The sequence below is a fragment of the Candidatus Magasanikbacteria bacterium RIFOXYB2_FULL_38_10 genome (assembly GCA_001783145.1).
Taxonomy (GTDB): Bacteria; Patescibacteriota; Patescibacteriia; order Magasanikbacterales; family UBA10003; genus GWC2-40-17.
Genome location: MFQT01000002.1, coordinates 66,994 through 91,735, shown reverse-complemented (window position 1 = coordinate 91,735; position 24,742 = coordinate 66,994). Strand labels below are relative to the sequence as shown.

The 24,742-nt window shown below is 38.6% G+C and carries 18 protein-coding genes, 2 tRNA genes and 1 other RNA gene; 7 read left to right on the top strand and 14 right to left on the bottom strand.

Annotation, left to right across the window (positions count from 1 at the left end; translation table 11 throughout):
* The first annotated feature begins 11 nt into the window (after positions 1–11).
* The 3 genes from A2294_02935 to A2294_02925 all read left to right on the top strand — a co-directional run bounded on the left by A2294_02935 (position 12) and on the right by A2294_02925 (position 1,691).
* Positions 12–596: a Holliday junction DNA helicase RuvA gene (locus tag A2294_02935; GenBank protein ID OGH86180.1), complete on the top strand. Its 585-nt coding sequence runs from the start codon at positions 12–14 to the stop codon at positions 594–596.
* Positions 597–604: 8 nt separating this feature from the next.
* On the top strand, positions 605–1,618 hold the full coding sequence (locus tag A2294_02930) for a hypothetical protein (GenBank protein OGH86179.1): 1,014 nt from the start codon (positions 605–607) through the stop codon (positions 1,616–1,618).
* A gap of 1 nt (position 1,619) precedes the next feature.
* Positions 1,620–1,691 (top strand) — tRNA-Arg (locus A2294_02925).
* 51 nt (positions 1,692–1,742) lie between these two features.
* Here the strand turns inward: A2294_02925 and A2294_02920 are convergent.
* The 5 genes from A2294_02920 to A2294_02900 are packed head-to-tail and all read right to left on the bottom strand — an operon-like array spanning position 1,743 to position 9,823.
* Positions 1,743–3,632 carry a hypothetical protein gene (locus A2294_02920; GenBank protein ID OGH86178.1) on the bottom strand — a complete coding sequence of 630 codons (1,890 nt, stop codon included), beginning with the start codon at positions 3,630–3,632 and terminating at the stop codon, positions 1,743–1,745.
* Between the two features lie 11 nt (positions 3,633–3,643).
* Positions 3,644–6,061 carry a hypothetical protein gene (locus tag A2294_02915; protein OGH86177.1) on the bottom strand — a complete coding sequence of 806 codons (2,418 nt, stop codon included), beginning with the start codon at positions 6,059–6,061 and terminating at the stop codon, positions 3,644–3,646.
* Positions 6,062–6,100: 39 nt separating this feature from the next.
* On the bottom strand, positions 6,101–7,213 hold the full coding sequence (locus tag A2294_02910; GenBank protein OGH86176.1) for a hypothetical protein: 1,113 nt from the start codon (positions 7,211–7,213) through the stop codon (positions 6,101–6,103).
* A 54-nt stretch (positions 7,214–7,267) separates the two neighbouring features.
* Positions 7,268–8,392 (bottom strand): hypothetical protein, encoded by a 1,125-nt coding sequence (locus A2294_02905; protein OGH86175.1) that lies wholly within the window; start codon positions 8,390–8,392, stop codon positions 7,268–7,270.
* 3 nt (positions 8,393–8,395) lie between these two features.
* Positions 8,396–9,823 (bottom strand): hypothetical protein, encoded by a 1,428-nt coding sequence (locus tag A2294_02900; GenBank protein ID OGH86174.1) that lies wholly within the window; start codon positions 9,821–9,823, stop codon positions 8,396–8,398.
* 93 nt (positions 9,824–9,916) lie between these two features.
* On the opposite strand from A2294_02900, the gene rnpB reads away from it, so the two are divergent.
* An RNA gene (rnpB, locus tag A2294_02895) (RNase P RNA component class A) lies at positions 9,917–10,314 on the top strand.
* A 31-nt stretch (positions 10,315–10,345) separates the two neighbouring features.
* Here rnpB and A2294_02890 read toward each other — a convergent pair.
* From A2294_02890 to A2294_02870, 5 genes are all read right to left on the bottom strand, one after another.
* The gene (locus A2294_02890) at positions 10,346–12,031 is read right to left on the bottom strand and encodes a hypothetical protein (GenBank protein ID OGH86183.1); all 1,686 of its coding nucleotides are present in this window, start codon (positions 12,029–12,031) and stop codon (positions 10,346–10,348) included.
* A gap of 648 nt (positions 12,032–12,679) precedes the next feature.
* Positions 12,680–14,638: a hypothetical protein gene (locus tag A2294_02885; protein OGH86173.1), complete on the bottom strand. Its 1,959-nt coding sequence runs from the start codon at positions 14,636–14,638 to the stop codon at positions 12,680–12,682.
* 101 nt (positions 14,639–14,739) lie between these two features.
* Positions 14,740–14,825: transfer RNA gene (locus A2294_02880), tRNA-Leu, on the bottom strand.
* Between the two features lie 58 nt (positions 14,826–14,883).
* Positions 14,884–16,890: a hypothetical protein gene (locus A2294_02875; protein OGH86172.1), complete on the bottom strand. Its 2,007-nt coding sequence runs from the start codon at positions 16,888–16,890 to the stop codon at positions 14,884–14,886.
* A 29-nt stretch (positions 16,891–16,919) separates the two neighbouring features.
* Positions 16,920–17,141, bottom strand: coding sequence for a preprotein translocase subunit SecG (locus tag A2294_02870; GenBank protein ID OGH86171.1), 222 nt, complete (start codon positions 17,139–17,141; stop codon positions 16,920–16,922).
* 84 nt (positions 17,142–17,225) lie between these two features.
* Here A2294_02870 and A2294_02865 point away from each other — a divergent pair, with 84 nt between their 5' ends.
* From A2294_02865 to A2294_02855, 3 genes are all read left to right on the top strand, one after another.
* Positions 17,226–17,912 carry a hypothetical protein gene (locus A2294_02865; protein OGH86170.1) on the top strand — a complete coding sequence of 229 codons (687 nt, stop codon included), beginning with the start codon at positions 17,226–17,228 and terminating at the stop codon, positions 17,910–17,912.
* A 189-nt stretch (positions 17,913–18,101) separates the two neighbouring features.
* Positions 18,102–19,520 (top strand): hypothetical protein, encoded by a 1,419-nt coding sequence (locus A2294_02860; protein ID OGH86169.1) that lies wholly within the window; start codon positions 18,102–18,104, stop codon positions 19,518–19,520.
* 15 nt (positions 19,521–19,535) lie between these two features.
* Positions 19,536–22,376: an excinuclease ABC subunit A gene (locus tag A2294_02855; GenBank protein OGH86168.1), complete on the top strand. Its 2,841-nt coding sequence runs from the start codon at positions 19,536–19,538 to the stop codon at positions 22,374–22,376.
* Between the two features lie 69 nt (positions 22,377–22,445).
* Here the strand turns inward: A2294_02855 and A2294_02850 are convergent, their stop codons facing one another.
* The 4 genes from A2294_02850 to A2294_02835 all read right to left on the bottom strand — a co-directional run bounded on the left by A2294_02850 (position 22,446) and on the right by A2294_02835 (position 24,715).
* A complete protein-coding gene (locus A2294_02850) occupies positions 22,446–22,802 on the bottom strand; it encodes a 50S ribosomal protein L19 (protein OGH86167.1) in 357 nt (118 codons plus the stop codon).
* 34 nt (positions 22,803–22,836) lie between these two features.
* Positions 22,837–23,382 carry a hypothetical protein gene (locus A2294_02845; protein ID OGH86166.1) on the bottom strand — a complete coding sequence of 182 codons (546 nt, stop codon included), beginning with the start codon at positions 23,380–23,382 and terminating at the stop codon, positions 22,837–22,839.
* The gene (locus A2294_02840; GenBank protein OGH86165.1) at positions 23,379–24,347 is read right to left on the bottom strand and encodes a hypothetical protein; all 969 of its coding nucleotides are present in this window, start codon (positions 24,345–24,347) and stop codon (positions 23,379–23,381) included. Before A2294_02840 ends, A2294_02845 begins: the two co-directional genes overlap by 4 nt.
* 98 nt (positions 24,348–24,445) lie before the next feature.
* Positions 24,446–24,715 carry a hypothetical protein gene (locus A2294_02835; protein ID OGH86164.1) on the bottom strand — a complete coding sequence of 90 codons (270 nt, stop codon included), beginning with the start codon at positions 24,713–24,715 and terminating at the stop codon, positions 24,446–24,448.
* Positions 24,716–24,742 lie beyond the last annotated feature (27 nt).

The window sequence follows — 24,742 nt, the reverse complement described above, 5'->3', positions numbered from 1 at the left end:
CTTAAAAATTTATGATTTCTTATTTATCGGGAAAAGTTTTAGCTAAAGGAAAAAATTATCTAGTGGTTTTTATAGCCAGCGGTCTTGGTTATGAGGTTAAAGTGTCGCCCGCTTTGTTATTAAAAGCCAAGATTGGCGAAGAACTTGTTTTGTATACCTATCTTAATGTGCATGAAGATGCCCAGGAGCTCTTTGGCGTAGAGACTTGGGAGGAATTGGAATTTTTAAAAATGTTGGTAGCGGTTAACGGAGTTGGGCCAAAGAGCGCCTTAAATATTTTAGCCTTGGGAGCAATTGAAGAAATTAAAAATGCCATTGTTCACAGTGATTTAACTTTTTTAACCAAAGTTTCTGGTATTGGCAAAAAAATAGCCGAAAGAATTATTGTAGAGTTGAAAGAAAAAATTAAGACAGACAAAAATGAAGTGGGAGAGGGCAAAACTAGCAGTGGTAAATTGGGTGATGTTATAGATGCCTTGACGGGTCTGGGATACAGTGCCGCGGAAGCCAGGGCGGCCTTGAATAAGGTTAATGGTGAAAATGAAGATGTTTCTAAAATTTTAAAAGCGGCCCTAAAGGAATTAAATAGAAAATAGAGCAGAGTATGGGTTTTAGTTTTGTAGAAGATAAAAATTTGTGGAATAATTTTGTAGCTGGGCAAGAACACGCCCAGTTTTTGCAGTCTTTTGAATGGGGAGAATTTCAGAAGGCTTACGGCCACCAATCTTGGAGAATTGGAGAAAAAAATGGTCAAAAGTTGGTTGGCGCGGCACAGTTTTTTGAGCATTATTTGGGTTTGGGAATGAGTTATCTGTATTCGCCGCGCGGTCCCTTGGTAGAAAAAAATAAAATTTCCCCTTTAACAAAATTTATTAAAGAAAAGCTGGCCAATTATGGAACTTTGTTTTGTAAATTGGAAAGTCAAAAGGAGTCGGCTCTTATTGACCAGAAAGTAATTGTTACCTCTGCACTTCAACCGGCTTTTACTTTGCTCGTAGATTTACAAAAAAGAGAAGAAGAAATTTTATCTTACATGCACCAGAAAACCAGATACAATATTCGTTTGGCCGGTAAAAAAAATCTCACTGTAAAAATTATTAAGGGCCAGGATATTCAAGAAAAAGAGTTGGCGGATTTTTGGTCTTTGTTAAAACAAACAAGCGCGCGAGATGAAATTAAACTCCATCCTAAAAAATATTACGGTCTGATGGCCAAGGTTTTAGGTTCAGATAATTATTTTCTGCATTTTTATTTTTTTATCGTTTATTTTGGTGAAATTCCTTTAGTAGCCGGTTCCTTTATTGGCTTTGGCGACACTTTTACTTATATCCACGGAGCTTCTTCCGATAAGTACAGGGAAATGATGGCGACTTATTTATTGCAGTGGGAAGCGATTAAATATGCCAAGGCTCAAGGATTTAAATATTATGATTTTGGCGGGGTTAATCCTTTGGATAAAAAAGATTTTGAATATAGAATAAGACGAGAGGGAATTAGCAGATTTAAATTTGGTTTTGGCGGAACAATTTATCATTTTGGCAAATCGTATAATATAATTTTAAAAGAAAAAGGTTATTTATTTTATTCCTGGATAAAAAAGCTTAGAAAAATTTTTTAAAGCCTCCATCGTTCAATGGATAGGACGCAAGATTCCGGATCTTGTAATAGAGGTTCGACTCCTCTTGGGGGCAAAAAAATAAACCGACCTGTGGGTCGGCTTTTGTTTTAAAAGGAGAAATATTTTAAGGACGGATTTTGATTGGATCTTTAGAAAGAGACATTTCTTGACCGGTAATTTTATCCTGCGCCACTATTTGTATTTTGTCTAGCAATATTTTTTCAGAATTAGAATCTTTACTAGAATATTTTAAACCCGAATCGAAAAAAATGTTAACTTTAGGAAAGGAAATAGGTAGGCGATTTAATTTCCAGGTTATTTGTCTGGTGTTTTTGTCAAAAGTAATTTCTCCTGCAGTAGCACTACCATTATTTTCCCAATCTACATTTTCCGGCAAGGTGGCTGTAATTTGTAGATTTGTTAATTCGTGCAAATTGTTGGCTAGCGCCCAGTTAACAGTATAGGTTGTTTTGCTGTCATAGTTGGTATTTTTTGAAGGAGTGACTTTTTCTGTATTTTTAACAATGGTTTGCATTGACAAAGATAAATCAGAATTAAGAAAAAGAAATAAGCTATTGCTTTGCAGGGTGTCTGGTTGGGGGTTGCTGTCTTTGGTGACGGTTGTTTCAGCGTAAACATTGGTTTTAAATTCCGTCAGCCCGGAAAGATTTAAAGAATTTTTTGGTTTAATCGATAAAGAAACCTCCCAATTTTTTTTATCGCCCGGTTTTATTTTAGCCAGTTCAGGAATTTGTTTTTTTGTCCAAGTAATAACAGCGCGGCGAATTTGTGGTGAAATTTGTTCAGCGGTGATATTGCCATCGTATTTGTCTTTAATGGTATTCCAATCAAATAAACTTTTGTTGTCTGTTGAAGGGGTGTCCAGAATCAGGCGCACAGTGGCATTTTTAAATTCAACCGTTCCGGAATTTTCATAAGCAACATTAAAGGTGAGGCTGTCTCCAAAATTTATGTTTTGTTTTTCTTCTTTATTATTTGCTGTTATCTTTAAAAGTAAATCCGATTTATTTAAATTTATTGTCTGGGCAGTGGATTGTTGCTCAAAATAAGAGGTTTCATTTTTAAGGCTTAAACGCGCCGCAATGTTTTGCTGTCCAGCTTGTGCTTCGGCAGTTGGCAAAAGCAAAGCGGTAAAAGAGGTGGAAGAAGAAACGGGGAATTTGTTGATTAACCAAGTATTGTTAGGGACGGTTAAGTTTCTAAATCCCGAAGGAAGAATCAAGGATATTTGCAGGTTTTCCAAGGTTTTTTCACTCTTATTCTCTAGGGAAATTGTAAAAGGCAAAGAAGTCCCTGTTTCAGCGGTAGGAGGGGCTGTTAATTTTAAATCAACAGCGAAAGGTTCTATTTTTTGTTTTAAAATATTTATTTTTTGAAATTCCGCGCTTAAATCACCCGGTTTGTAATTTAAAAGAGCTTGCCAGCTAATTTCTGCTGTGGTTGAATCATAAATTAGGCCTTTTATTTTAACTAAAAATTTTTTCCCCGGAGCCAAAGTCCCGGTATCCCATTCTTTGTCGTCATTGTTGTGGGGGGAAGGGTCGGCGGAAATAAATTTAAAATTATTAGGATAGCGCATCGTCAAAAGACCATCGTTCAAAGGTGCGCGGCTGGAGTTGTTTATTTCCACATCGTAAATAATTTCTTGGCCAAATTGGAGGGGGGTTTCATTTTTTATGGAGATGGCTATTTTATCTTCGGAAAAATTAGGACCTTGTCCAAATAAAAAGAAGCCGGCCCAAGAAATAGCTGTTAGAAAAGCTAAAAACAGAATGGTTAAAAATATAAATTTACCTCCCTTGTTTTTTTTCTTAAGAGCTACCATTTGAGGCGAGGCATTTTCATAAATACTGGCGATTTGTTTTGTAAAATCTCCATTTTTTCTGATTCTGGGTTTGGGTTGGGTTATCTCTCTTACTTTTTCTGAAAAAAATTCCGGCTCTGTATTATCCGGATTCAAAAGGGGATCGGTTTTTTTTATTTTTCTGGGCATAAAAATAAAATTTAGTTTTCAAAAACTAAACCCAAGAAATTGTCTTCAATCAAATTGGTTGAAAGAACCGCTTGGTTGCCTTCGGTGCTAACTTCCTGATTAGTCCAAAGGATATTCCATTCTTTGGGCCATTCAATTTTGGTAGAGAAAGCATCAAAATTTGTGCCTGCTTGTTTTTGCACCAACAAAGAATATGATGAATAGTTTTTATTTTGTTTGAAAAAATTAGCCAAAACCGTACCCAAGTTCTTTTGCGTTGTGGGCACCTTAACTTTAAAGGGTAAAAGATAAATAATTTTGGCCGTCACGGTTTCCAGGGGTTTAATTACTAGCCAATTGGCAAAGACAGTTTTTCCAAATTCTTGGGTGGTAATGGTACCGGTTTTAATATCAACCGTCTTGTTTTGTTCAATTTTTTGTAAATCCTCGTCTAGTTTGTACCATTTTTCCGGAATGCGATAAGTGGATTCATCCGGCCAGTTAAAACCCTCCGCTGACAAAAGTTGACTGCCGGCGGGGACATAAAAACGCAGATAGTCATTATTTTTGGATTGAGAAAAGAAACTCTCGCTACCCGGATGTTTCCTGGTTATTGTCACCGTATCTATAATACTGCCATCTTCTAAAATTTGGGATTGGTGATTAACCTGTTGTTCTATAACTTTGTCGCTTTTATCTCCGCCGATGTTGGCAGAAATAACCGCTAGATAATCTCCTGTGCCGGTTTTAATTTCCCCGCCCCAATTTTGCGCCAGAATTTCTTTTTCCAGCACCGGATTAGTGAAATAAAATTGGATATGTTTTTGGGCTAGATTTTTATTGATTGAAGAGAGCAGAGGTAGGAGATTGTTTTTATCGCTAAAAAGTTTTTCTAAAATTAAAGGAGCTAAATCACCTAAAATTTCTTTAGGCGCGTTTTTTTCTTTATCATAATCCATTTCTACCTGTTGTTGAACAGTTTCTATAACATTATTTGGATTGATAGTTAAATTGTATTTAGGCATTTCTATCGCTCCAATTATTTTAATAAGATCAATAAAAGGCACGGTGTCTAAAGCAATTACGCCGTCAACCGTAGGGCCTCCGCTTTTTTCATAAAACCACATCAGTTTTTTGGCCGAGGTGGGAAAATCCGGAAACCAATTAGCATCACGAAACTCCCAACGAGGTTGGAGCAGTTGTAAGGGGATAGGCGGTAAGACTTCGGCTACTTGATTTCCTTGAAGAGCATAAGATCCTTGGCTGGGGATGTCTAATTTAACAATTTGACCATTTTTTATCTTAATCTCGGCAAAACTGCCAATAAAACCACCGGTAGGGCGAATTTCATTATTATTTTGGAAAATTAATAGATAAGTTTTTTCTGTATTTGTGCCGGCCGCCGCCAAAAGACTGTTAGAGAGTGAAGAAATTTTTTGTAAATCGTTGTTAAGGGCAAAAATAGCTTCGCGGATTTTTAAAAAGGCTGTTTGATTTTCTTCCGGCAAAAAATCAGGGTCAATTGCCATTAAATTTTGTTTAGTTTTGGCAAAACGCGGAGCAATTTTATCTAGAGTTTCTTTAATATTTTGCAAAGAAATTGGTGAATTATTTTTATTGTTTAAGAGATAAAGAATAGGCAGGGAACCCATGGTTAAATTGGTTCCGGCCAGCATTAACTCTTCACCGTTTTTTAATTTGTTGCCAATTTTGGGGGTTAAATAAAGCAAGCTTCTCCAAACAGGATTGATTTCGTTAAGTTTGTTTTGAGCCAAAGCAAAAGAATCCAGAGCGCTTTGCAACTTACTAGCGGCCTCGGGTAAATTTCCATTTTGTAAGGCTGTTTCCCCGTCTTTTAAATCCTGAAAAGCCTCTGTGCCGGCGGTAATAATGTTTTCTTGGGAATCACGAAGTTGGTAATAGGCGGAGAAGGCTTTAACAGGCAAAACAAAAAGTAAAGCCATAGCTGTAAAACTTAAAGCGGCTTTTTGCCAGTTAGGTAAAACTAAAGGAAAATAAGCTTTGTAATTTTTAGAAGTTTTTGAATTTTTTAATTTAACTGGTGAAGAGGCTATTGGCAAAATGAGCTTTGCTTTTTTAGGCTGAATTTTAAGAGCCGGGGCAGAAAAATGAGGCCAAGAAAAAGATAATTCGTCTTTAATTTTTTGCCAGCGTGATTCTGCAAAAGGTTTAAAATCCAATTTAATTTTGGGAGTCGGGGAAAATTTTTCCGGAATTTTAATTTTATCAATTTCTGCTAAGGGATTGCTTAAAATTTTGTCCAGTTGGGTTGGCTGCCAAGGTGCCGAAGACGGGGGGGTGAGTTTTTGAGGCAAATCTAAAACATAAGGGGAATTTTTTTCCTCTTGATTAAAAAAAATCGGAATGAATTTGTGAGTAAAACCTAAATCCCGGGATTGGATTTCTGGGTTTTTTTCTCTCCTCGGCATGGGCTTAAAATAATGTTTCCTTAATACTACTATTATACATTATTTTAAGTATTCTTGTAAGGTAAGTTGTGCACAATTTTGCCAGGAAAAGAACTTGATTCTCTCTTGCCCGGCAGAGATTAATTTTTGGCGTAGTTTTTCATCCGTTGTCAGCCTTTTTAAGGCTTCGGTTATGTCGGCAGAAGAGACGGGGTTAAAATATAAGGCGGCATTGCCTAAGATTTCCGGCAAACAAGAGGTGTTGGAGGAAGCTATTGGCAGATTAAACGACATGGCTTCCAAGGGAGGTAAGCCAAAACCTTCACAAAGACTGGGAAAAACATAGGCCTTAGCGTTTTGATACAGAGTGGCTAATTCATCATTAGTTACAAAATCCGTAAAAATTACATTAGGCACCTTATTTTGCTCGGAGAATTTTTCTAATTTTTCATAAAAGTAATTTTTTTTGCCGACCAAAACCAATTGAGATTTTTTTTCTTGTTCTTGAAATTTTTTAAAACCCAAAATTAATTTTTCCAAATTTTTATGAGGATAACTTACTCCGACATAAAGAAAATACGGTTTTTGGAGAGAAAATTTTTGGAGAATTGCGGCGGCGGTGTCCGGATTAGGAGGGGGGAGAACCGTCAATCCCTCGTGGGTGATAATTATTTTTTTTGCCGGGACTTTAAAATTATTTAAAATATCTTCTTTAACAAAATTGGAAGGGGCAAAAATTTTTTTAGAAGATCGTATGGCGTGTTTTAAAATTAAACGGTAAGCAAGATTTTTAATCCAATATTTTAAAGGTCCTAAAGTAGAAGCCCGGCGGGAGGGAAATTTTAAAAGAATTAAATCATGAATGGTGATAACAAAAGGGCGGCGGTAGAAAAAAGGAATATTCCAATGAGGAAAATGCATCAAGTCTATTGGTTGCGCCGCAATTATTTTTTTCATTTTTATCTGTTCCGCCAAGGTGTACCATTTAACATCGGCTAAGATTTTTTTAAAATAGGGGTTGATTGGATTATATTCTTTAAATCCTTCCTGATTGAGAAAAATATGATAAAAATTGCCGGAATCCTGTTTTTCCAGTTCTTTTATAAGCTCTTTTACATAACGGCCAAGGCCGCCTGCTTCAGAATAAAATCTGGCATCGATGCCAATGTTCATAGATTGATAAAAATGACTTTTCTTTGTGAATTACCGGACAGAAGTATAATTATTTTAAATCTTCAACGGCAGTTGTTGGTAGCCTTTTTGAAAATCTTCAAAACGTCCGCGCACGCTTTCCGTCACTTTATTTTTAAAATTTTCCAAACTAAAATTTTCTGCAAATTCTTTGATAACTGGCGGATTAAAAGCGGAAGAATCAAATTTTAAAAGAGTTTCTAAAAGCGACTCCCAAGACTGTTCGGCAAAAAGCAGGCCGGTGGAGTTAGGTATAACCGTTTCTAAGGCTCCCCCTTGGGCAAAAGCAATTACCGGGCGTCCGGCGGACATGGCTTCCACTGCCGTGATGCCAAAATCTTCCGCTTGAGGATGAATAAATGCCTGTGCGTTAGCATACAGTTCGATTTTTTTTTCATCTTTTATCGGGCCCAAAAATTCAATGTTAGATCTAGCCAAACTTTTAAGTTTTTTTTCTTCTGGTCCAGCACCAAAAATTTTTAAAGGCCAGCCCAAACGATTGAAAACTTTAATAGTTAAATCAAAATGTTTGTAGGGAACTAATCTTCCGCCGGTTAAAAAATAATTTTCAACATTTTCTGAAATTTTAAAAAGGTGAGTATCTACCGGCGGATAAATAACCTCGGCATCGCGTTTATAAAATTTTTGAATACGCCTTCTGACATTTTCTGAATTGGCCCAAAAGTGATCCACTCTCTCCGCGCTCATTCTGTCCCACATGCGCAAACGAGAAATGAGTGGTGGCAAGAGAGCCTTAACTAAAAAATTAGTGTGCATTTCTTCTATATAGCTGTGGGTGTCAGTCCAAAGATAGCGGGTTGGTGTGTGGCAGTAAGAAAGATGCAGGGTTTCCGGATTAGTGATGATGCCTTTGGCAAAAGCCGAGGTAGAGGAGATTACCACATCAAAATCTTTTAAATTATGCCTTTCGGTGGCCAAGGGCATTAAAGACAAATACCAGCGATAATGATTTTTGGCAAAAGGAAGAAAGTGAATAAAACTGGGACGAACCTCTTGTTTAAAAAAATGTTCGGGCAATTTAGTTTTATCATAAAACAAAACAAAAGTAGGAGCCTCCGGATACAATTCCTGCAGGGCTTTTAAAACTCTTTCTGCTCCTCCGTCTTGAGATAGATAATCATGAACTAAAGCAACCTTCATAAATTATAAGGCTTTTCTGGATTTAAGAAGAATAAAAGGTGTCTTTATTAAAATAATTAAATCAAGCAATAATGACCAGTGTTCTAAATATAGAGTGTCTAATTTTACTTCTTCTTCAAATTCCAAATCACTGCGGCCGGAAATTTGGGCTAGCCCGGTTATGCCCGGTTTGATATTTAAAACCTTGCGTTGATTTTTTGCATATTTTTCCACTTCGCGCGGCTGATGCGGACGCGGACCTACTAAGCTCATTTCCCCTTTCAAAACATTAAATAATTGGGGCAGTTCGTCAATGCTTAGCCGGCGCATCAGTTTGCCGACTTTGGTGATACGAGGATCATTTTTAATTTTATAAACCGGCCCGGTTTTGGTATTTTGCTGGGCAATCAATTTTTGTTCAAAATTTAAAGCCTCGGCTTGATTTTTAAATTGCGGTCCGATGCAATATTTTTGATACATGGAACGAAACTTTAAAGTAAAAAATTTTTTACCCGCCTCTCCGACCCGTTCATTTTTATAAATAACAGGCCTCCTGCTTTCTGTTAGTGTTGCTAAGGAAAAAACAATTAACAAAGGGCTGGCGATGATGATAAAAATAAAAGATAAAAAAATATCCAACAATCTTTTAATTACCCTGCCCCAAGCTTGTAGATTGGTTTTATGAGCTTCTACAATGGGTACGCCGCCGATGGCATAAATAGAAGTGTTGGCGAGATAAGTGGAAAAGAGATCGGCGGAATATTTAAAATCCAAATGGTTTTCTTCACAAAAATTTAAAACCGCCAAGGCTTCTTGTTCACTGCTTTTGGAATTGCAAAAAAGAATTTCATCCAGTTGTTTTTTAGCGATCATTTCTTTTAATTCCGGTGCTGATTCTAAACTAAAATTAGGATAATGCCCTACCACAGAAAGGCCAAAACCGCGACGCTGTTTTAAGGTTTCAAAAAGAATGTCACTGACGCGTCCCGCTCCGATAATGACAATTTTTTTAACGCCAATACCGGCGCGGAAAAGAATATTTTTAATGATTTTTAAAATAACGCGTCCCAAACTGACAAAAATTATAGCCAGTGCCCAGCCGGCCAAAACAATAAAACGAGAGTTGAAAAATTCTTGTTGAAAAAAAATGTAAATGGTAATAGCGGCGAGTCCTGTGGAGCAGGCGAAGACTACGCGGGAAAGTTCGCTGGCGAGCCTGCGGGTTGGTTTGGTGCCGTAAAGTCCGGCTAAGATAAAAAGAACAATCCAAAAAGCGGCTACAGAAAACATGACTGGTAAATAGTCTTCAAAAGATAAGTTAAAAATAACAGGTTTAATTTTGGTAAAAAAAGTATTAAAACGCAAAAAATAGGCCGAGACACCGGCGGCCGTAAGCATTAGAAAATCCAGAGGTAAAGAAATAGTAGTTAAAATGATGGCAGTTTTTTTCATAATTTATTTAGTAGAGTTTAGTTTATTTTACCTTTATTTTAGCTCAGAGTCAACAGTTGACAAATATTCTTAAATATGGTATATTTAATCTGCTAAATTAAGTGGACGGCCGCCCTGTAAAAAGGGAGGAAAGTCCGAACACCCGCGTGTAAACGCGTCGTGGTACCACCTAACGGGTGGGCAATTTGGCGGGATAACCCAAGGCAACTTGGAATAAACTCGCCTGACGGATCAGTGCCACAGAGACAATACTAACTGCCACAAGGCAGTGAAAGGTGAAAAGTGAGGCGGTGTGTCGTGGTTTAAACTCTAAAGGTTTAAACAACGTCTCTGCTACGCCTCTTACGCCAAGGCAACTTGGCGCGGTGGAAAACCCTACCTGGTGCAACTTCATATTCGAAAGCTTGAGCTTGGCAGTGATGCCTAGCCCAGAGAGATGGCCGTTACCCCGCAAGGGGGGACAAAATTCGGCTTACAGCTTAGTTTAGCAAAAACGCCCCGCAAGGGGCGTTTTAAAATCGATTAAACTTCTATGATTACCGGCAAAACCATGGGTCGTTTTTTAGTTTGAGAATAAAGAAATTGCCCAATGTCATTCCTAATTTTGTTTTTAATGTAATCTTCAAAAGCCGGAGCCTTGGGATCGGTATCTTTTAAAAGTTTTTTAGCCCGCATTCTGGTTTTTTCTATCAGTTCTTTGTTTTCTTTTAGATAAACAAAGCCGCGGGAGATAATATCGGGGTTGCCTACCAAGTGTCCGGTTTTCTTTTCAATTGTAGCAATAATCACAAACATTCCTTCTTCAGAAAGTTGGCGGCGATCGCGCAAAACAATTTGGGAAGTATCGCCATCACCAAGTCCGTCAATCATAACATAATCGGTCGGCACGTATTGATCGGTTAAGGTTCCGCCGTGCGCGGAAAATTCCATTATCTGTCCATTATCAGCCACAAAAATTCTTTCTTTGGGGATGCCTACACCAGCGGCCAAATCCGCATGAGCTTGCAATAAAAAGCGGTTGCCGTGGACCGGTATAAAATAGCGGGGACGAGTTAAGCGCATCATTAACTTTAAATCTTCTTGTTTGGCATGTCCGCCGGCGTGGACGTCCATCATTTGATAATGAATTACTTTGGCGCCATGACGCACAATTACATCTTTTAGACTTTGTACGGTGCGTTCGTTGCCAGGAATAACTGAAGAGGAAAAGACCACGGTATCATTGACTTTAAGTTGAATAAAACGGTGTTCGTTGTTGGCAATGCGCATTAAGACAGCATTCTTTTCGCCTTGGGCGCCGGTACAAACTACAATAAGCTTGTTGTCGGGATATTTTCTAAATTCCGTGTCTTCAATTATCGTACCGGTTTTAAATTTTAAATAACCAAGCTCGTGAGCCAATTGGACATTATTTTTCATGCTGCGTCCTTCAATTAAAACTTTGCGGTCATATTTTTCCGCGATGCTTAAAATTTGTTGGGCACGAGTTAACAGAGAAGAAAAAGTGCCCATGATTACACGTCCGGGGGCGTGAGCAACAATTTTTTCTAGTTCATCTCCCACTACTTTTTCCGAGATTTGATAACCCGGGCTTTCGGCATTGGTAGAATCGGAGAGCAAGGCCAAAACATTGCGCGTGCCAAACATGGCGATGCGGTTTAAATCGGCCGGCTCTTCGTTAACAGGGGAGTAATCAAACTTAAAATCTCCAGTGTCCAAAACCACGCCGTAAGGGGTGGTTAAAGCCACGCCAAAAGCATCAAAGATATTGTGGTTGCAGTGAAATGGTTCAAAAATAAAATGTCTGCCTAAAGGAACTTTGGTATTATCATTAACCAAAATAACACGTGGTGGAGGAGAGTCCCTAAAATCTTCTTGGCGTTTTCTAATAACGCCGGCGGTCATAGGAGCGGTGTAAATAATAGGGTTGCCCAGCCGTCCCAAAAGATGAGGAATGGCCCCGATATGGTCATAGTGACCGTGAGTAATGATAATGCCGCGGATATTCTTCTCTTTGCCTTGCAGACAAGAAATATTGGGAATGATGTAATCAATGCCCGGCATATCTTCCTCGGGAAATTGCAAACCCATATCTATCAGGACGATGTCTTCGCCACATTCAAAAACAGTCATATTGCGGCCCACTTCTTCTAAACCGCCTAGGGCGTAGATTTTTAATTTAGGATGGTCATCCCCTGTGGTGCTAATAGTTGAAGCTATCTTTTTTTTGATAAAAGAAGTATTAAAAATAGGCACCTTATGAGTGGGAGGACCTTTGTGCATTCTTTTTTGTGCTGGGGAATGAGCCGGATTAGAGTTATGAGAAATCATAAATATAAAAAATGAGGCGATCATTTTAGATAAAAGGGCCCTCATTTTGCTTTAAAATGATGCAAAATAAATAATTGCTCTTAGTGGCAATCAAGGCTGTTTTATAGCTAAAACAATCTTTAAGAGATTAAATAGAGATTAAAAACGTATAAAACATTTTTAAGGCTTCATTCAACCTCTAAAATAGAGTATAGCATAGTTTAGTTATTTTGTCAAGTTTGGCTTGACAAAATATTTTGAAAATGATACAATTTTTTGACTGCCTCATAATGAGGCAGTGTCAACCGATAGGAGGGCCTGGTTATGGTGGAGGACTTGTTGGAGGTATTGAAGGAGGTCGTGGAGAGCGATGAGCTGTTCGAGGTGCTGGCGCGCGCCACGAAAAAGGCCTACGACGCCATGGTCAAGGCCGGCTTCACGGAGGAGCAGGCCACGCGCATCGTCGCTGGCCAAGGGGTCGGCTTCAAGTCGTAACAGCGCGGTTCTTGTTCTTACCCTGGTGGTCTGTATGATTGCCAGGGTTTTTTAATTTTTGATTATCACTTGTCCCAAAACAGTTTCCTCATCAATAATTAGCCTGGTGTCATTTAAGGAGCCAAGTTCAATGTCTCCTTTTATTTTCAAAAGTTCCATTTTTAAATAGGCCATATTAGGAATGATTGGCAGCCATTGATTTAATTTAATAATTTCTTGAGGCTGCCAAGCGTGGGTGGGGTGCAAACCATAAGCCGGAGGATAAATTTTTTTCCAAAGTTTTTGCCCGCTTTTATTTAGGGCGGTAAAAGATAAAAAATAATCATCGGATATTTTTTCTTGGGTGGTGAAAAAAAGATTTAACTGTCGGTAATCTGTTTGTGTTTGCGGTAGTTTTTGCGTACCCAGCAAAGTAATTAATCCAAAGTTTTTATTTAACAAATTTATTTCTGTTGGGATAGCTGTTAAAATCTGCCAAGGCTGAGGGGCGGCGGGCGTTTTTTTGCCAAATAAAATTAAAGAATCAGTGCGCTCCAAAGGATTAAGCTCTTGTTGTCTTAAAGCCTTGTTCGTTCTTTTGTAGCCATCCCAGTACTGTGAAGAAAAACGAGCGCGATTGGTAAAATGAAGATAATATTCAATCATGTCGGCCGAGTCAATCAGTAAATAATCCACCGGAGGTAAAATAAAATCTTTAGTAGAAAGGTGCCCTTTGCCCAAGAAAGTGAGTTTATTAAGGTAAGCCAAAGGACGAGAAGAAAGACGCGGAGCAAATCTGTAAGGAGCAGAAAGGGCAACCGGGGTTTGTTTTTTCCCGTCTTTTTTTATTTCAGACAAAGCCGTGATTTTTTCAATCATTTTTTGATCGGCTTTTTTATCTTCTAAATTATCAAGATGATTTTGTTGAAGTGTTAAAAAATTCAAAGGGCCCATAAAAGCGCTGATGTAAAGTGGAGAGAAGATTAATAGAGCCCCAATGAGCCAAAGATATTTTTGAGAATTGGGGCGAGTAAATAAATAATTCAGGGAACTGGCTAAAGCCAAAAAAATAGGCAGGATTAAAAAAGTTTGGTAATGGGTATAGAAAACCAAAGAAGTGTTGTCGCCGCTAATTAAGCTTACTTGCAAAAAAGTTGGCAGAGCCAAAAAAAGATATTTGGGCTGCAGTAGTGGCAAAAAAAGACAGGGCAACAAAAAACCCAAGGGAATAATTAAATTTTGCCAAGCCAAAAATTTTGTTAGCCAACTTAGGGGGTTGTTCCAAGAGATATTGTAAAGCAAAAGATAGCGGTAGCCGCTGTCGGGATTAAAATGGCCCACAATAAAAAGCGATAATAAAAACCAGCCGCCGGATAAAAGCATGGGGTAAAGCCACCATTTTTTTTGCGGCCAAAGATTTTTTTTGTGCTCCCACAGAGCGATTAAGGAAAGGGCGCCCAAAGTTAGGGAGGCGTCTTCGCGGGTTATCAAAGTTAAAAGAAAAAAAAGTCCAAAAAGCCAATAATTTTTTTTAAGATAAAAATAAAAAGTCCAGCAAAAAAAGAAAATTAAAAAAGGAGCGATGTGAAATTCTTCCAAATTGATATTTTGCAAATAAGGGTTTAAGAGAAAGGAAAAAGCAATGATTAAGGATGGGGCATTCTTTAAAGAGGCTGGTTTTTGGGCTAAAATTTTCTGCGCGATTAGGTATAGGGGCCAAGCACTTAAGCCGATAAGAAAGGTTTGGAAAAAAAGCAGGGTGAGAGCGGATTTAAAAAATAGATAAAAAGGAACAATTAAAAGCAAAATTAATTCCAAATGATCGCCCAGATAGGAATAGCCTCCGTGAGAAGAAAAAAAGAACCATTGACCCAAGCTGGTATTGTGGACTGTGTTGGTAAAAATAGAAAGATCCTCCATGTTGTAGAGGAAATTGTTGTATTTGAAAAGTGACAAATAGAAAAAAACAGCAATATAAATGATAATGCCAAGAGCAAGGTAGAGTAATGGTTGTTTAAAGATTTTGGGCATAATTTTGTTGGACAAGCGTTTTTAACCACAGACTCATTTTATCAAGAAATAAAGAAAATAAAAAAGCCGATCTTTAGAGAAGGGCTTGTTTTAATTTTTTTTGGTGCCGCGGGAGGGACTTGAACCCTCATGACCTTGCGGTCGCTAGCACCTGAAGCTAGTGCGTCTGCCATTTCGCCACCGCGGCTTTTATGAACTGTCTTGGTCAAAGTACAAAATACGCTTTTGGCAACAAGCCGATTATTTTACCATTGCCACTTGTTTTTGGTACGCAAGTACCAAGAGGAGACATCATTAAATCTATCCGCTGGCTCAAAAATACGATACTGATTAAATCCTTTTAAGCTGGTATCTTGAGGGTAAAGATAACTGGAAGTGTAAAGGAAGATAGCCGGTTTTTCTTGAGCTACCAGTTTTTGGAAGGTATAATAGGCCTTAATTCTGGTTGGCAGATCATAACTTTCGCGCGCTGTTTCCAGTGCGGTATCGGCTTGGCGGTTGGCAAAGCCGGACAAATTTAATCCAGGGGAATTAGTTTGACTGGAATGCCAAAAAGGAAAGGGATCAGGATCGGCCCCAGAGATGACGCTGTAAAGCAAAACTTCATAGCGACGGTTTTTAATAACGTCTTTTATTTCTTCGTTGCTTAAGGTATTTACTGTCACTTCCGCACCCAAATCTTGCCAGTTTTCTTTAATTAGATTGGCGGTTTCTATAAATTCCTGTTGGTTAATAGTGGTAATTTTAATTGATAAACCATAACCATTTTTTTGACGAAAGAATTTTTGCTGTTGATCGGTTTTGTTTAATTCTTCTGTTATTTTATTTAAATATGCATCGGCTTCTTTTTTTTGCGTTGCTTCTTCTTCGGCGGTTAGTTTCTTGGGTTTGCCGCCATTGTCTGCTGTTTGTTTGGCCTTTCTGTCATCTAACCAAGCCTGGTATAATTCTTTTTTTCTCTTCTCAATAAATTCATCTCGGCTGATTTTTATCCATTTATCGTCATCCAATTTTTTTTTGGCCGAATCTAAATTGTAATTAACTTTAAAGTCTTGAGTAAAACCAATTTGGTTGGGCAAAATGGGTCCGTTGACAGCCAGTCCTTCTCCTTTTAGACTTACCGTTGTCAGCTGATTTTTATCAATGCCTAATTCTAAGGCATCTCTTAAATTTTGATTATGTAAAAGTTGATTACTTCTTTGATTTAAGAAGAGAGCGGTATAGTAGGGCAGGCGTAAAGAATGAACTGTCAAGGTTTTGCGGCTGTTTTTTTCTTTTTGCGAGGCGGAAAGAAAGCTTAAGCCATTAATTTGGTGGTTTTTTAAAGCATCTAAAGCACTCGCTTCGTCATTAAAAAATTTAAAAGTAAATTGATTAAGATAAGGTTTGGTTAATTGATAATTAGGGTTGGGTTTTAAAGTGTAAGATTTAATATTGCCTTTGGAATCTTTGGCAAAAGATTCAAACATAAAAGGACCGGCGCCGATCGGTTTAAGATTCAAGGAACTGAAGCGCATGTTTTTGGCCGGTATTTCCTGCCAAAGATGTTCGGGTAAAATTCCCGTAGTCAGTAGATTTAAAAAAGGCGCAAATGGCTGAGGAAGTTCTAAAGTAAAGGCGGTATCGTCAATTTTGGTGAAAATTACATCTTGAAAGCTGACCCAAAGAGGGGATTGGGTTTCCGCGCTTTGAATGGAATTGATGGTAAAAGCGACATCATCAATCGTTATGGGTTCACCATCCTGCCAGCGCATCCCGGAGCGCATTTTGACAGTAAAAATTTTTCCGGTTTTATCTAAAGTATAGCCTTCGGCTAAATCCGGAACTAAATTTAGGGTTTTGTCGTATTTAAAAAGTCCGGCATAAATTAAACGGCTTAAATCGGCATCTACCGGATTAATAGAACTAAAAAGAGGATTAATGGCGTTGGGGTAACCCACTTCTCCTTCAACATATTCTCCGCCATTGGCTGGTTCTACTACACGACGTTGCAGATAAGTTTCGGCCAAAAAAATAACTAAAGAAAAAACCATTAAAAAAGAAAGTAAGCCAATAATGCGGCGTTCTTTTTTGGTTAAAAATTTATTGAGCAATCCAAGTTGTTTGAGAGAGGGAAATTTTTTGGTATTACCTAAACCTAAAACCAATCTCTGGTCTATTTTTTTGTGAGCCAGGAGCAGGTTTTGTCGCCAAGTTTGGATTCTTTTGTATCCTTTTTTAATCCAATTTTTAAGGCTTGTAAGATAAGTCACATGAGCAGATTTAATAGTTCCGCTTTTTGTTACTTAGAGAAATAGACATTGGCAAGCGCGGTAGCAAAAAATAAAATTGCCAAGACAACAGTAGCGTAGAAAAGTATTTTTTCCATGCCGCGTTTGGTTCTGAAGATGTTGCCTTCGCCGCCAAAGACTCCGGAAAGCCCCGTGCCCTTGGCTTGAAGCAAAATAGCCGCTGTTAAAAGAACGGCTGTGATGATTTGTATTATATTAAGGTATTGATTCATATGTCTTAAAGTATATCAAGGTAGAGCTTGGCTGTCAATCATCTTGCTTGACAGATTAAAAAAGTGTATAATAGTTGGAAGCATATGAAAAAATTTTTTTTAATTGCCTTAGGGTCTTTTTTAACTTTATTCTTGCTTTATTTTATTTATCTTACGACCCAGTTTTATATTAAGGTTAAAAGAGGAGAAGTTGTAGATTTAAGCTCCGGCGATTTCAGTGAAATTAATTTGCCTAATAAAAATGAGGCTAGTCAAAAATTTGACTCAACTAAAATAAAAAATGACGAGGCTCCAACCCTGGGTTCTTTGTCCGCTACCTTGCAAATTGTGGAATTTGCCGATTTTACCTGTCCCTTTTCCAAGCAAGCTTTTTCCGTTATGAGGGAGCTTTTAACTAAATATCCCAAGCAAGTGAGTTTTACTTTTAGGCATTTTCCTTTGCAAGATGAAGCTCATAAAGGGGGATTAGAAGCTTCCGAGGCGGCTTTTTGTGCCGGCAAGCAAAATAAATTTTGGGCTTATCACGATAAGCTTTTTTTAAATCAAAAAAACTTTACTTTAGAAGATTTAAAGAGCTATGCTGGACAAATTGGTCTGGATGTGCCATCATTTACTAAATGCCTGGAAAGCGCCTTAGCAGAACAAAAGGTGGGAATGGATTGGTTTGACGGCTATTCTTTAGGAATTAGTGGTACACCTACTTTTTTTGTGAATGGGCAAAAGGTGGAAGGAGCCATTCCTTTAATAGAATGGGAGAAATTGATTAAGTAGGTTTATTTTTCCCCAGCAAATTCACCAGAAAACACGCTATCAAATTTCCCAGCGGGAAATTTGCGCTCTCGCTCGGTCTCGCTCGTCCGCCTATCGGCGGACACCCTGCCCGCTCACCCTGTGCGAAGGTTTTCTTTATGAATTTGCTGGAAAAAAATACTTAAAAATATTTGATTTTAAAAATAACTTATGAAATCCAAAAAAATTTTCCGGGTAGCGATTGTTTTGGGTTTATTTTTTTTCAGTCCGACAGTTTTGGCGCAGGGAACCGGCGAGTCTGGATCGGTTGCTAATCCTTTGTGCTGGACTTATAGCAGTTGCAAAGCCATGATTGAAGAAAATAAATGGAAGTTTTCCGCTGATAATTTTCTAGTGGGGGGTTTGGATAATGTTTGCGGCCCCAATGCAGGTTATTGCATTCCAGCCGGCCAAACCGATGCGGAAATTACCATAGGCGGTAAGATTAAATTTTCTGATTTGGGTGATTATTTAAAAACCATATATCTTTTTGCACTTAGCGTAGGCGGCTTGATTGCCGTAATTTTAATTATTATTGGTGGTTTTATTTATTTAACCTCGGCCGGTTCTGCGGAAAAAGTGACGGCCGCCAAAACTAGAATCAGCAGTGCTATTTTTGGTTTGCTTTTGCTTCTCGGAGCTTATACTTTGCTTTATACGATCAATCCGGATTTGGTTAGGTTGCGTCTGCCAAAAACTTACATGGTCAGGCCTGCCGCGCTTGCTGTGGAATTTTGCAAAGATTTACCTTTAAAAACCATGGTTGCTTTTGCGGGAAGTTTTAAGAGCTCTCTGGAAGTTCCAGAAGGGGATTACAAATATGATGCCCAGACTAACCTTTTTTCCAGCAGTCCCGCTTTAAGCGGTTTTTTGCAAGGCCCGCGTTGCGGTCATGAGTTTTTTTGGGAAAATTCCGATAATAAAACTTGCTGGGGACACGCTTGCAATGATTTTAATTCTGCTGTTCCCAAGGTTTGCGTGAAGCAAAGTGAAAATAGCTATTTTTGCCAAGAGGGAAATTTATCGGGAGTAATATCTTCTACCGATGTCCCATTTCCTTATATTGATAATAAAATTGAGTTAATTGGTATTTGTAAAAATAACGGTGATACGTTTTTCGTGCAATCAATTGCCGCCGAGAATCTTGGTGCCAATTCCCAAAAATATAAATTTAATGTAACTAAAAGTCGGTTGGAAAATCAAATAAATTCCACTTGCGGTAGCGGCGGTGTTTTGGGTTTTTATTTAGGAGTTGAAGTAAATGATGAGGGAGGCGCGGCAGGTGGCTGTGACGATTGGTTTGCCCTAGGTCAACAAAATGGTTTATGTAATGTTAATTTAAGTAAATTATTATTGCCTTCGGATAGTTTTGAATATTGGTCATGTAAAGCTTTGTCCTATCAAAAAGATTCTTCTTCGCCAAGAAATTCAGTGCTGGTTCCCAAAGAAAATCTTTTTAGCCTTAAAAATTTGGAGGATGGATTTAATTGTAATATTAATTTAACAAGATCTGAATTTCCATCCTTAGACAATAGCGACGCGGGGTTATGTCTTCCAATTGATCCAACTCGTTGTTTTATCAATAAGTAATTACTTTTAAAGTGTATGCCTTCAGAAAAATTGATCATTCGCGGCGCGCGAGTCAATAATTTAAAAAATGTCAATTTGGAAATTCCTAAAAATAAACTGGTGGTAATCACCGGCTTATCCGGTTCGGGCAAATCTTCTTTGGCTTTTGATACCATCTATGCCGAAGGTCAACGTCGTTATGCCGAATCACTTTCCGCTTATGCCCGCCAATTTATGGAAATGCAGGATAAGCCCGACGTTGACGAAATAAAAGGCTTGTCTCCCACTATTGCCATAGACCAGCGCTCCACCACGCAGAATCCTCGTTCCACCGTGGGAACGGTGACGGAAATTTATGATCACCTGCGTTTGCTTTTTGCCAGAGTGGGCGTGGTGATTTGTCCTGATTGCAGTTTAGAGGCGCAAAAAAATTCCCCGGGACAAATTGTGGAAAAAATCAGGCAATTAGTCAATGACGAAAGAACCATTAAAATAATGGCGCCTTTTGCCCGAATGGAAAAAAAGAATCTCCAAGAAGTACATTCCTTGATTGAAGCCAAAGAAATTAAAAATTTGCGTTTTAAAGGAAAATATTTTACCGCTGAAGATTTTTTGTTTCAAGTTAAGGAACAAACTATCAGCAATTTGGATGTTATTTTGGGAGAAGTAAATTTAGTCAACTCTTATGATATTATGCGTTTGGTGGAATTGGCATTGGAATTGGGCAATGGTTTAATTATCATTGCTTGGAGCAAAAATTCTAAAGATGAAGAATTATTATCAACCCATTGGCGCTGTCCTAATTGCGGCCGTCGTTTTTCGGATTTGGAGCCCAATCATTTTTCTTTTAACAGTCCGCAGGGAGCCTGCCCTAAGTGTACGGGACTGGGTATTACCTTAGAAGCCGATCCGGAATTGATTATTCCTAATCCGCGCTTAACTTTGGCCGAAGGCGCCATTAAGCCTTGGGTGCGTATTACCGGCAATCAAAATTGGTATTTAAAATTATTAAAAGCGGTGGCGGATAAACAGGATTTTTCCATGGATAAACCAGTGGGGGAATTGAATAAAAAATTTGTCAATTTAATTTTAGAAGGCACGGGCAAAGAAAAATACAAAATAGAAAATAAAGAAGTGGAATTTGAGGGCGTAGTAAATGATTTGGAACGTCGTCATCGCGAAACCGATTCTGATTACGTGAGAAAAGAAATAGAAGAATATATGCGGGAGAAAAAATGTTCTTTGTGTTTAGGCCGTAGGCTTAAAGAAGAATCTTTGGCTGTAAAATTGTTTGGCAAAAATATTAGCGAGATTACTTCTTTGCCCTTGGGAGACGTGCAAATATTTTTTGGCGAATTGGAAAAGACCATTGGTGACAAGGGCAAACTTAAAATTGATCGCAACCCCGTTGAGCCGCAAATTGTTATTCCGGTTTTAAAAGAAATGAGCAAACGCCTGGATGATTTAATTAAGGTTGGTTTGGATTATATTACTCTGGATAGGTCCATGGTTTCTTTATCTGGCGGTGAAGGACAGCGTGTGCGTTTATCTACTCAATTAGCCACTGGGCTCACCGGTGTAATTTATATTTTAGATGAGCCCTCTATTGGTCTTCATCCTAGGGATTTAGAAAAATTAATCGCTACTTTGGAAGCTCTGCGCGATTTGGGCAATTCCGTAATTGTGGTGGAGCATGACGCCACTATGATGGAAAAGGCTGATTATGTGATAGATGTGGGACCGGGAGCAGGTGCTTACGGCGGACAAATTGTAGCCGAGGGCACACCAATGCAAATTAAAAAAGATAAAAAATCTTTAACCGGCGCCTACCTTTCCGGCCGAGTGCAAATTGCTCATGCGGCTTCCGCGCGCAAAGGCAGTGGTAAATTTATCACTATTCAAAAGGCTAAAGGCTTTAATCTTAAAAATGTTGATGCTAAAATTCCCTTAGGTAAATTGGTTTGTGTCACCGGCGTTTCCGGTTCTGGAAAATCTACTTTGGTAATAGAAACTTTAGGCAAGGCTTTGTCGGCTCATTTTTATCGTTCCAAAGATTTGCCGGCACCTCATAAAACTATTACAGGTTTAGACAATATTGATAAAGTAATTATGATTGATCAGTCGCCTATTGGCAGGACTCCCAGAAGCAACCCGGCCACTTATACCAATGTTTTTACTTTTATTCGTGATTTATTTACGGAAATTCCCGAGGCTAAGATGCGCGGTTATGATGCGGGCAAATTTAGTTTTAATGTTAAGGGAGGCGGTCGCTGCGAGGCTTGCGCCGGAGAAGGTTATGTGAGAATTCCTATGCAATTTTTAACCGATGTTTTTGTGCTTTGTCCCGAGTGCCAAGGTAAACGCTACACTGCTGATGTGCTGGAAATTCATTATCAAGGTAAAAATATTGTTGATGTTTTGAATATGCCGGTTTTAGAAGCTCGTCAATTTTTCAGAAACATTCCGGCCATTGCCGACAAATTACAAATTTTAGTTGATGTGGGTTTGGGCTATTTGCAATTGGGTCAGCCGGCCACTAAATTGTCTGGCGGTGAGGCACAGCGCGTAAAATTGGCTACGGAATTATCGCGCCGCGCCACCGGAAAAACTTTTTACATTTTAGATGAGCCTACCACCGGATTGCATTTTGAAGACATTAAGCAATTATTAAATGTTTTAAATCAATTAGTAGATAAAGGTAATACAGTTTTGATTATTGAACACAATTTAGATGTGATTAATAATTCGGACTGGGTGATAGATTTGGGGCCGGAAGGCGGTCGTCGTGGCGGAGAAATTGTAGCCGAAGGCGTACCTAAGGATGTGATGAAAATAAAGAAAAGTTATACCGGGCAGTATTTAAAGAAAAATGAATAAAATTTTAGTTCGTCTATCGGCAAAAACAAAAACCCCGCCTTTGGGCGGGGTTTTGAAAATAAACAGAATTTATTTAACCTTTTTCTTTTCTCTTAATTTTTTGTGAGGTTTGCGCAAGAAGTACATTTTGGCGCGTCTGGATTTAATTTCTTTAATTATTTCAATTTTGGAAATAATGGGAGAATGGATAGGAAAAATCTTTTCTACCCCCACGCCTTCGGAAATTTTTCTAATTGTAATGGTGGCGCCCGGTTCTTGCCCGTGTTTGTGAAGAAGAATTGTTCCTTCAAACATTTGTAAGCGCTCTTTTAGCTCGCCTTTGGAGTTAACTTCTTTAATTTTGTGGTAGACTTTGACAGTTTGGCCCGGTCTTAATTTTTTAATTACTTCGGACAAATTCTCTGTCTGTTTAATGTTAGTTGCCATAAATATTATTCGTCTTTAATTTAGTAGTTAAATTCTACCTTAAAGCCTGAATTTTGTCAAGAATTATCTTAACCACCTCCGGAATGGGTAAATTGGTGGTATCTAAAAATAAGTCAAAATTGGTTGGTTCAGTATAATCTATTTGGTAATATTTTAGATAGCGTTTTTTATCGCTAGCCAGCCTTAAAAGCAGGTTGTCTTCCGCCTCGGCCAAATTTTTTGGCCTTTTTTCGTCCGGACGGCTGTCCCTGCTTTGCCAGGCACGTTGGGCCGCCTCTTTAGTGCCTACATTTAAAAAAATCTTAAAAGAATGGGGGATAAAATGAAAACCCAGGCGTCCTTCTACTATTAAATTGTCAGAAGTGGCGCCTAATTTTTTTTGATATTCATCGGTTTCTTTGTCTGTCCAACTTTCTGTTTCGCCAATTTTGTTGAGTTCATCAATAGTTAGATTATGTTTTAAGGCAATCTCACCGCGCAAATCGCCCATGGAAAGATATTTATAACCTAATTTTTGGGCCAGGATTTTGCCAATGGTGCTTTTGCCTGAACCAGGGATTCCGGAAATTGTGATGATCATATAAATTCTTTAGGTAAGGGAGCGGTAAAAGTTTGCTCCTCGCCTGCTAAATTTTTTAAAGTAAGTTTATGAGCATGCAACATTAAGCGTTCGGTAGGGATTTTTTTGTAACTTTTAGATTCATATAAAGGGTCACCCAAAAGAGGATGGTGTAGAGCGTAAAAATGCACACGAATTTGATGGGTGCGGCCGGTTTTGGGCATTATTTTAACTAAACTTTTGTGAGGAAACTCTTGCAAGACTTCATATTCTGTAACAGCCTCTTTGCCCGGCTGAATTTTTTCTTTAGTGGTGGAAACCGGACGGGCGGCCATCTTGCCTTCATCACGAGAGCGGCCAATAGGGAAAGCAATAACATCCCAGGTTTTGGGAAGTTTGCCATAAACCCAAGCCCGATACTCTTTTTTTACCTGGCGGGTTTTGAATTGTTCCTTAAGAAAATGAAAAGCCGGATTGGTTTTAGCAACTATCATAACTCCCGAAGCTTCTTTGTCCAGGCGGTGCACAATACCCGGGCGTAAAATTAAATTTTCGCCCACTTTTTTAATGGCGGGAAAATTTTTGATTAGCCAGTGCACCAAGGTTGGTTCTTGATCCAAAAGTTTTTCATCGCGCGCGTGCACTAAAATACCGGAAGGTTTGTTAATGACCAAAAAATTTTCATCTTCAAAAATTATTTTTGGCTCCAAAGATTTGGGAAAGACAAATTTTGTTTTGGTTTTTGTTTTACCGGTTGAAGAAATTTTTTGGGAATCGGAGGATGTGGTGTCAATTTTCATTTCTTCAGTGTCAACAATATCGCCGCCTTTTAAAAAATGATGCGGCGTGGGTTTTTTATCGTTAACCAAAACCTGCCCGCCCTTGACCGCTTTTTGTATTTGGGTGCGGGTAAGGTGGGGCATTTTTTCCACTAAGAATTTGTCCAAACGGGTGCCTTTTTCTTCAGGAGTGATATGGTATTTCATGGTAATGTTTAATATCTATGATTATAGGGTGATTTGGGTTTTTTGTAAAATAAAAGCCCGGATAGTTTTGCAACCACCGGGCAATTTCACCAGCTTGGTTACGTTTCAAAGACGAGGTTGCTGTACCGATAGGGGAATGCTTCGGGTTTGTGGCCAGTTTTCTTTTCGATAGCATCAGAAACCAGAGTGGCAATGGCCCAGCCGACTCTCAATCCGACGACTGCGCAGAAACCCTGCTCCTCTCCTTCTGTCAGCGTAAGGAGGATATCCTTGCCGTCATCAGAACCAGACGCCTCGACGATTTTTTCGCCGATCTGCGCGAAAGTTAAGCCACTAAAGCTTAGAGATGTTCCCTTCAGCGTAGCCATGGTACTTTCTTCCTTTGTTGTTAATTG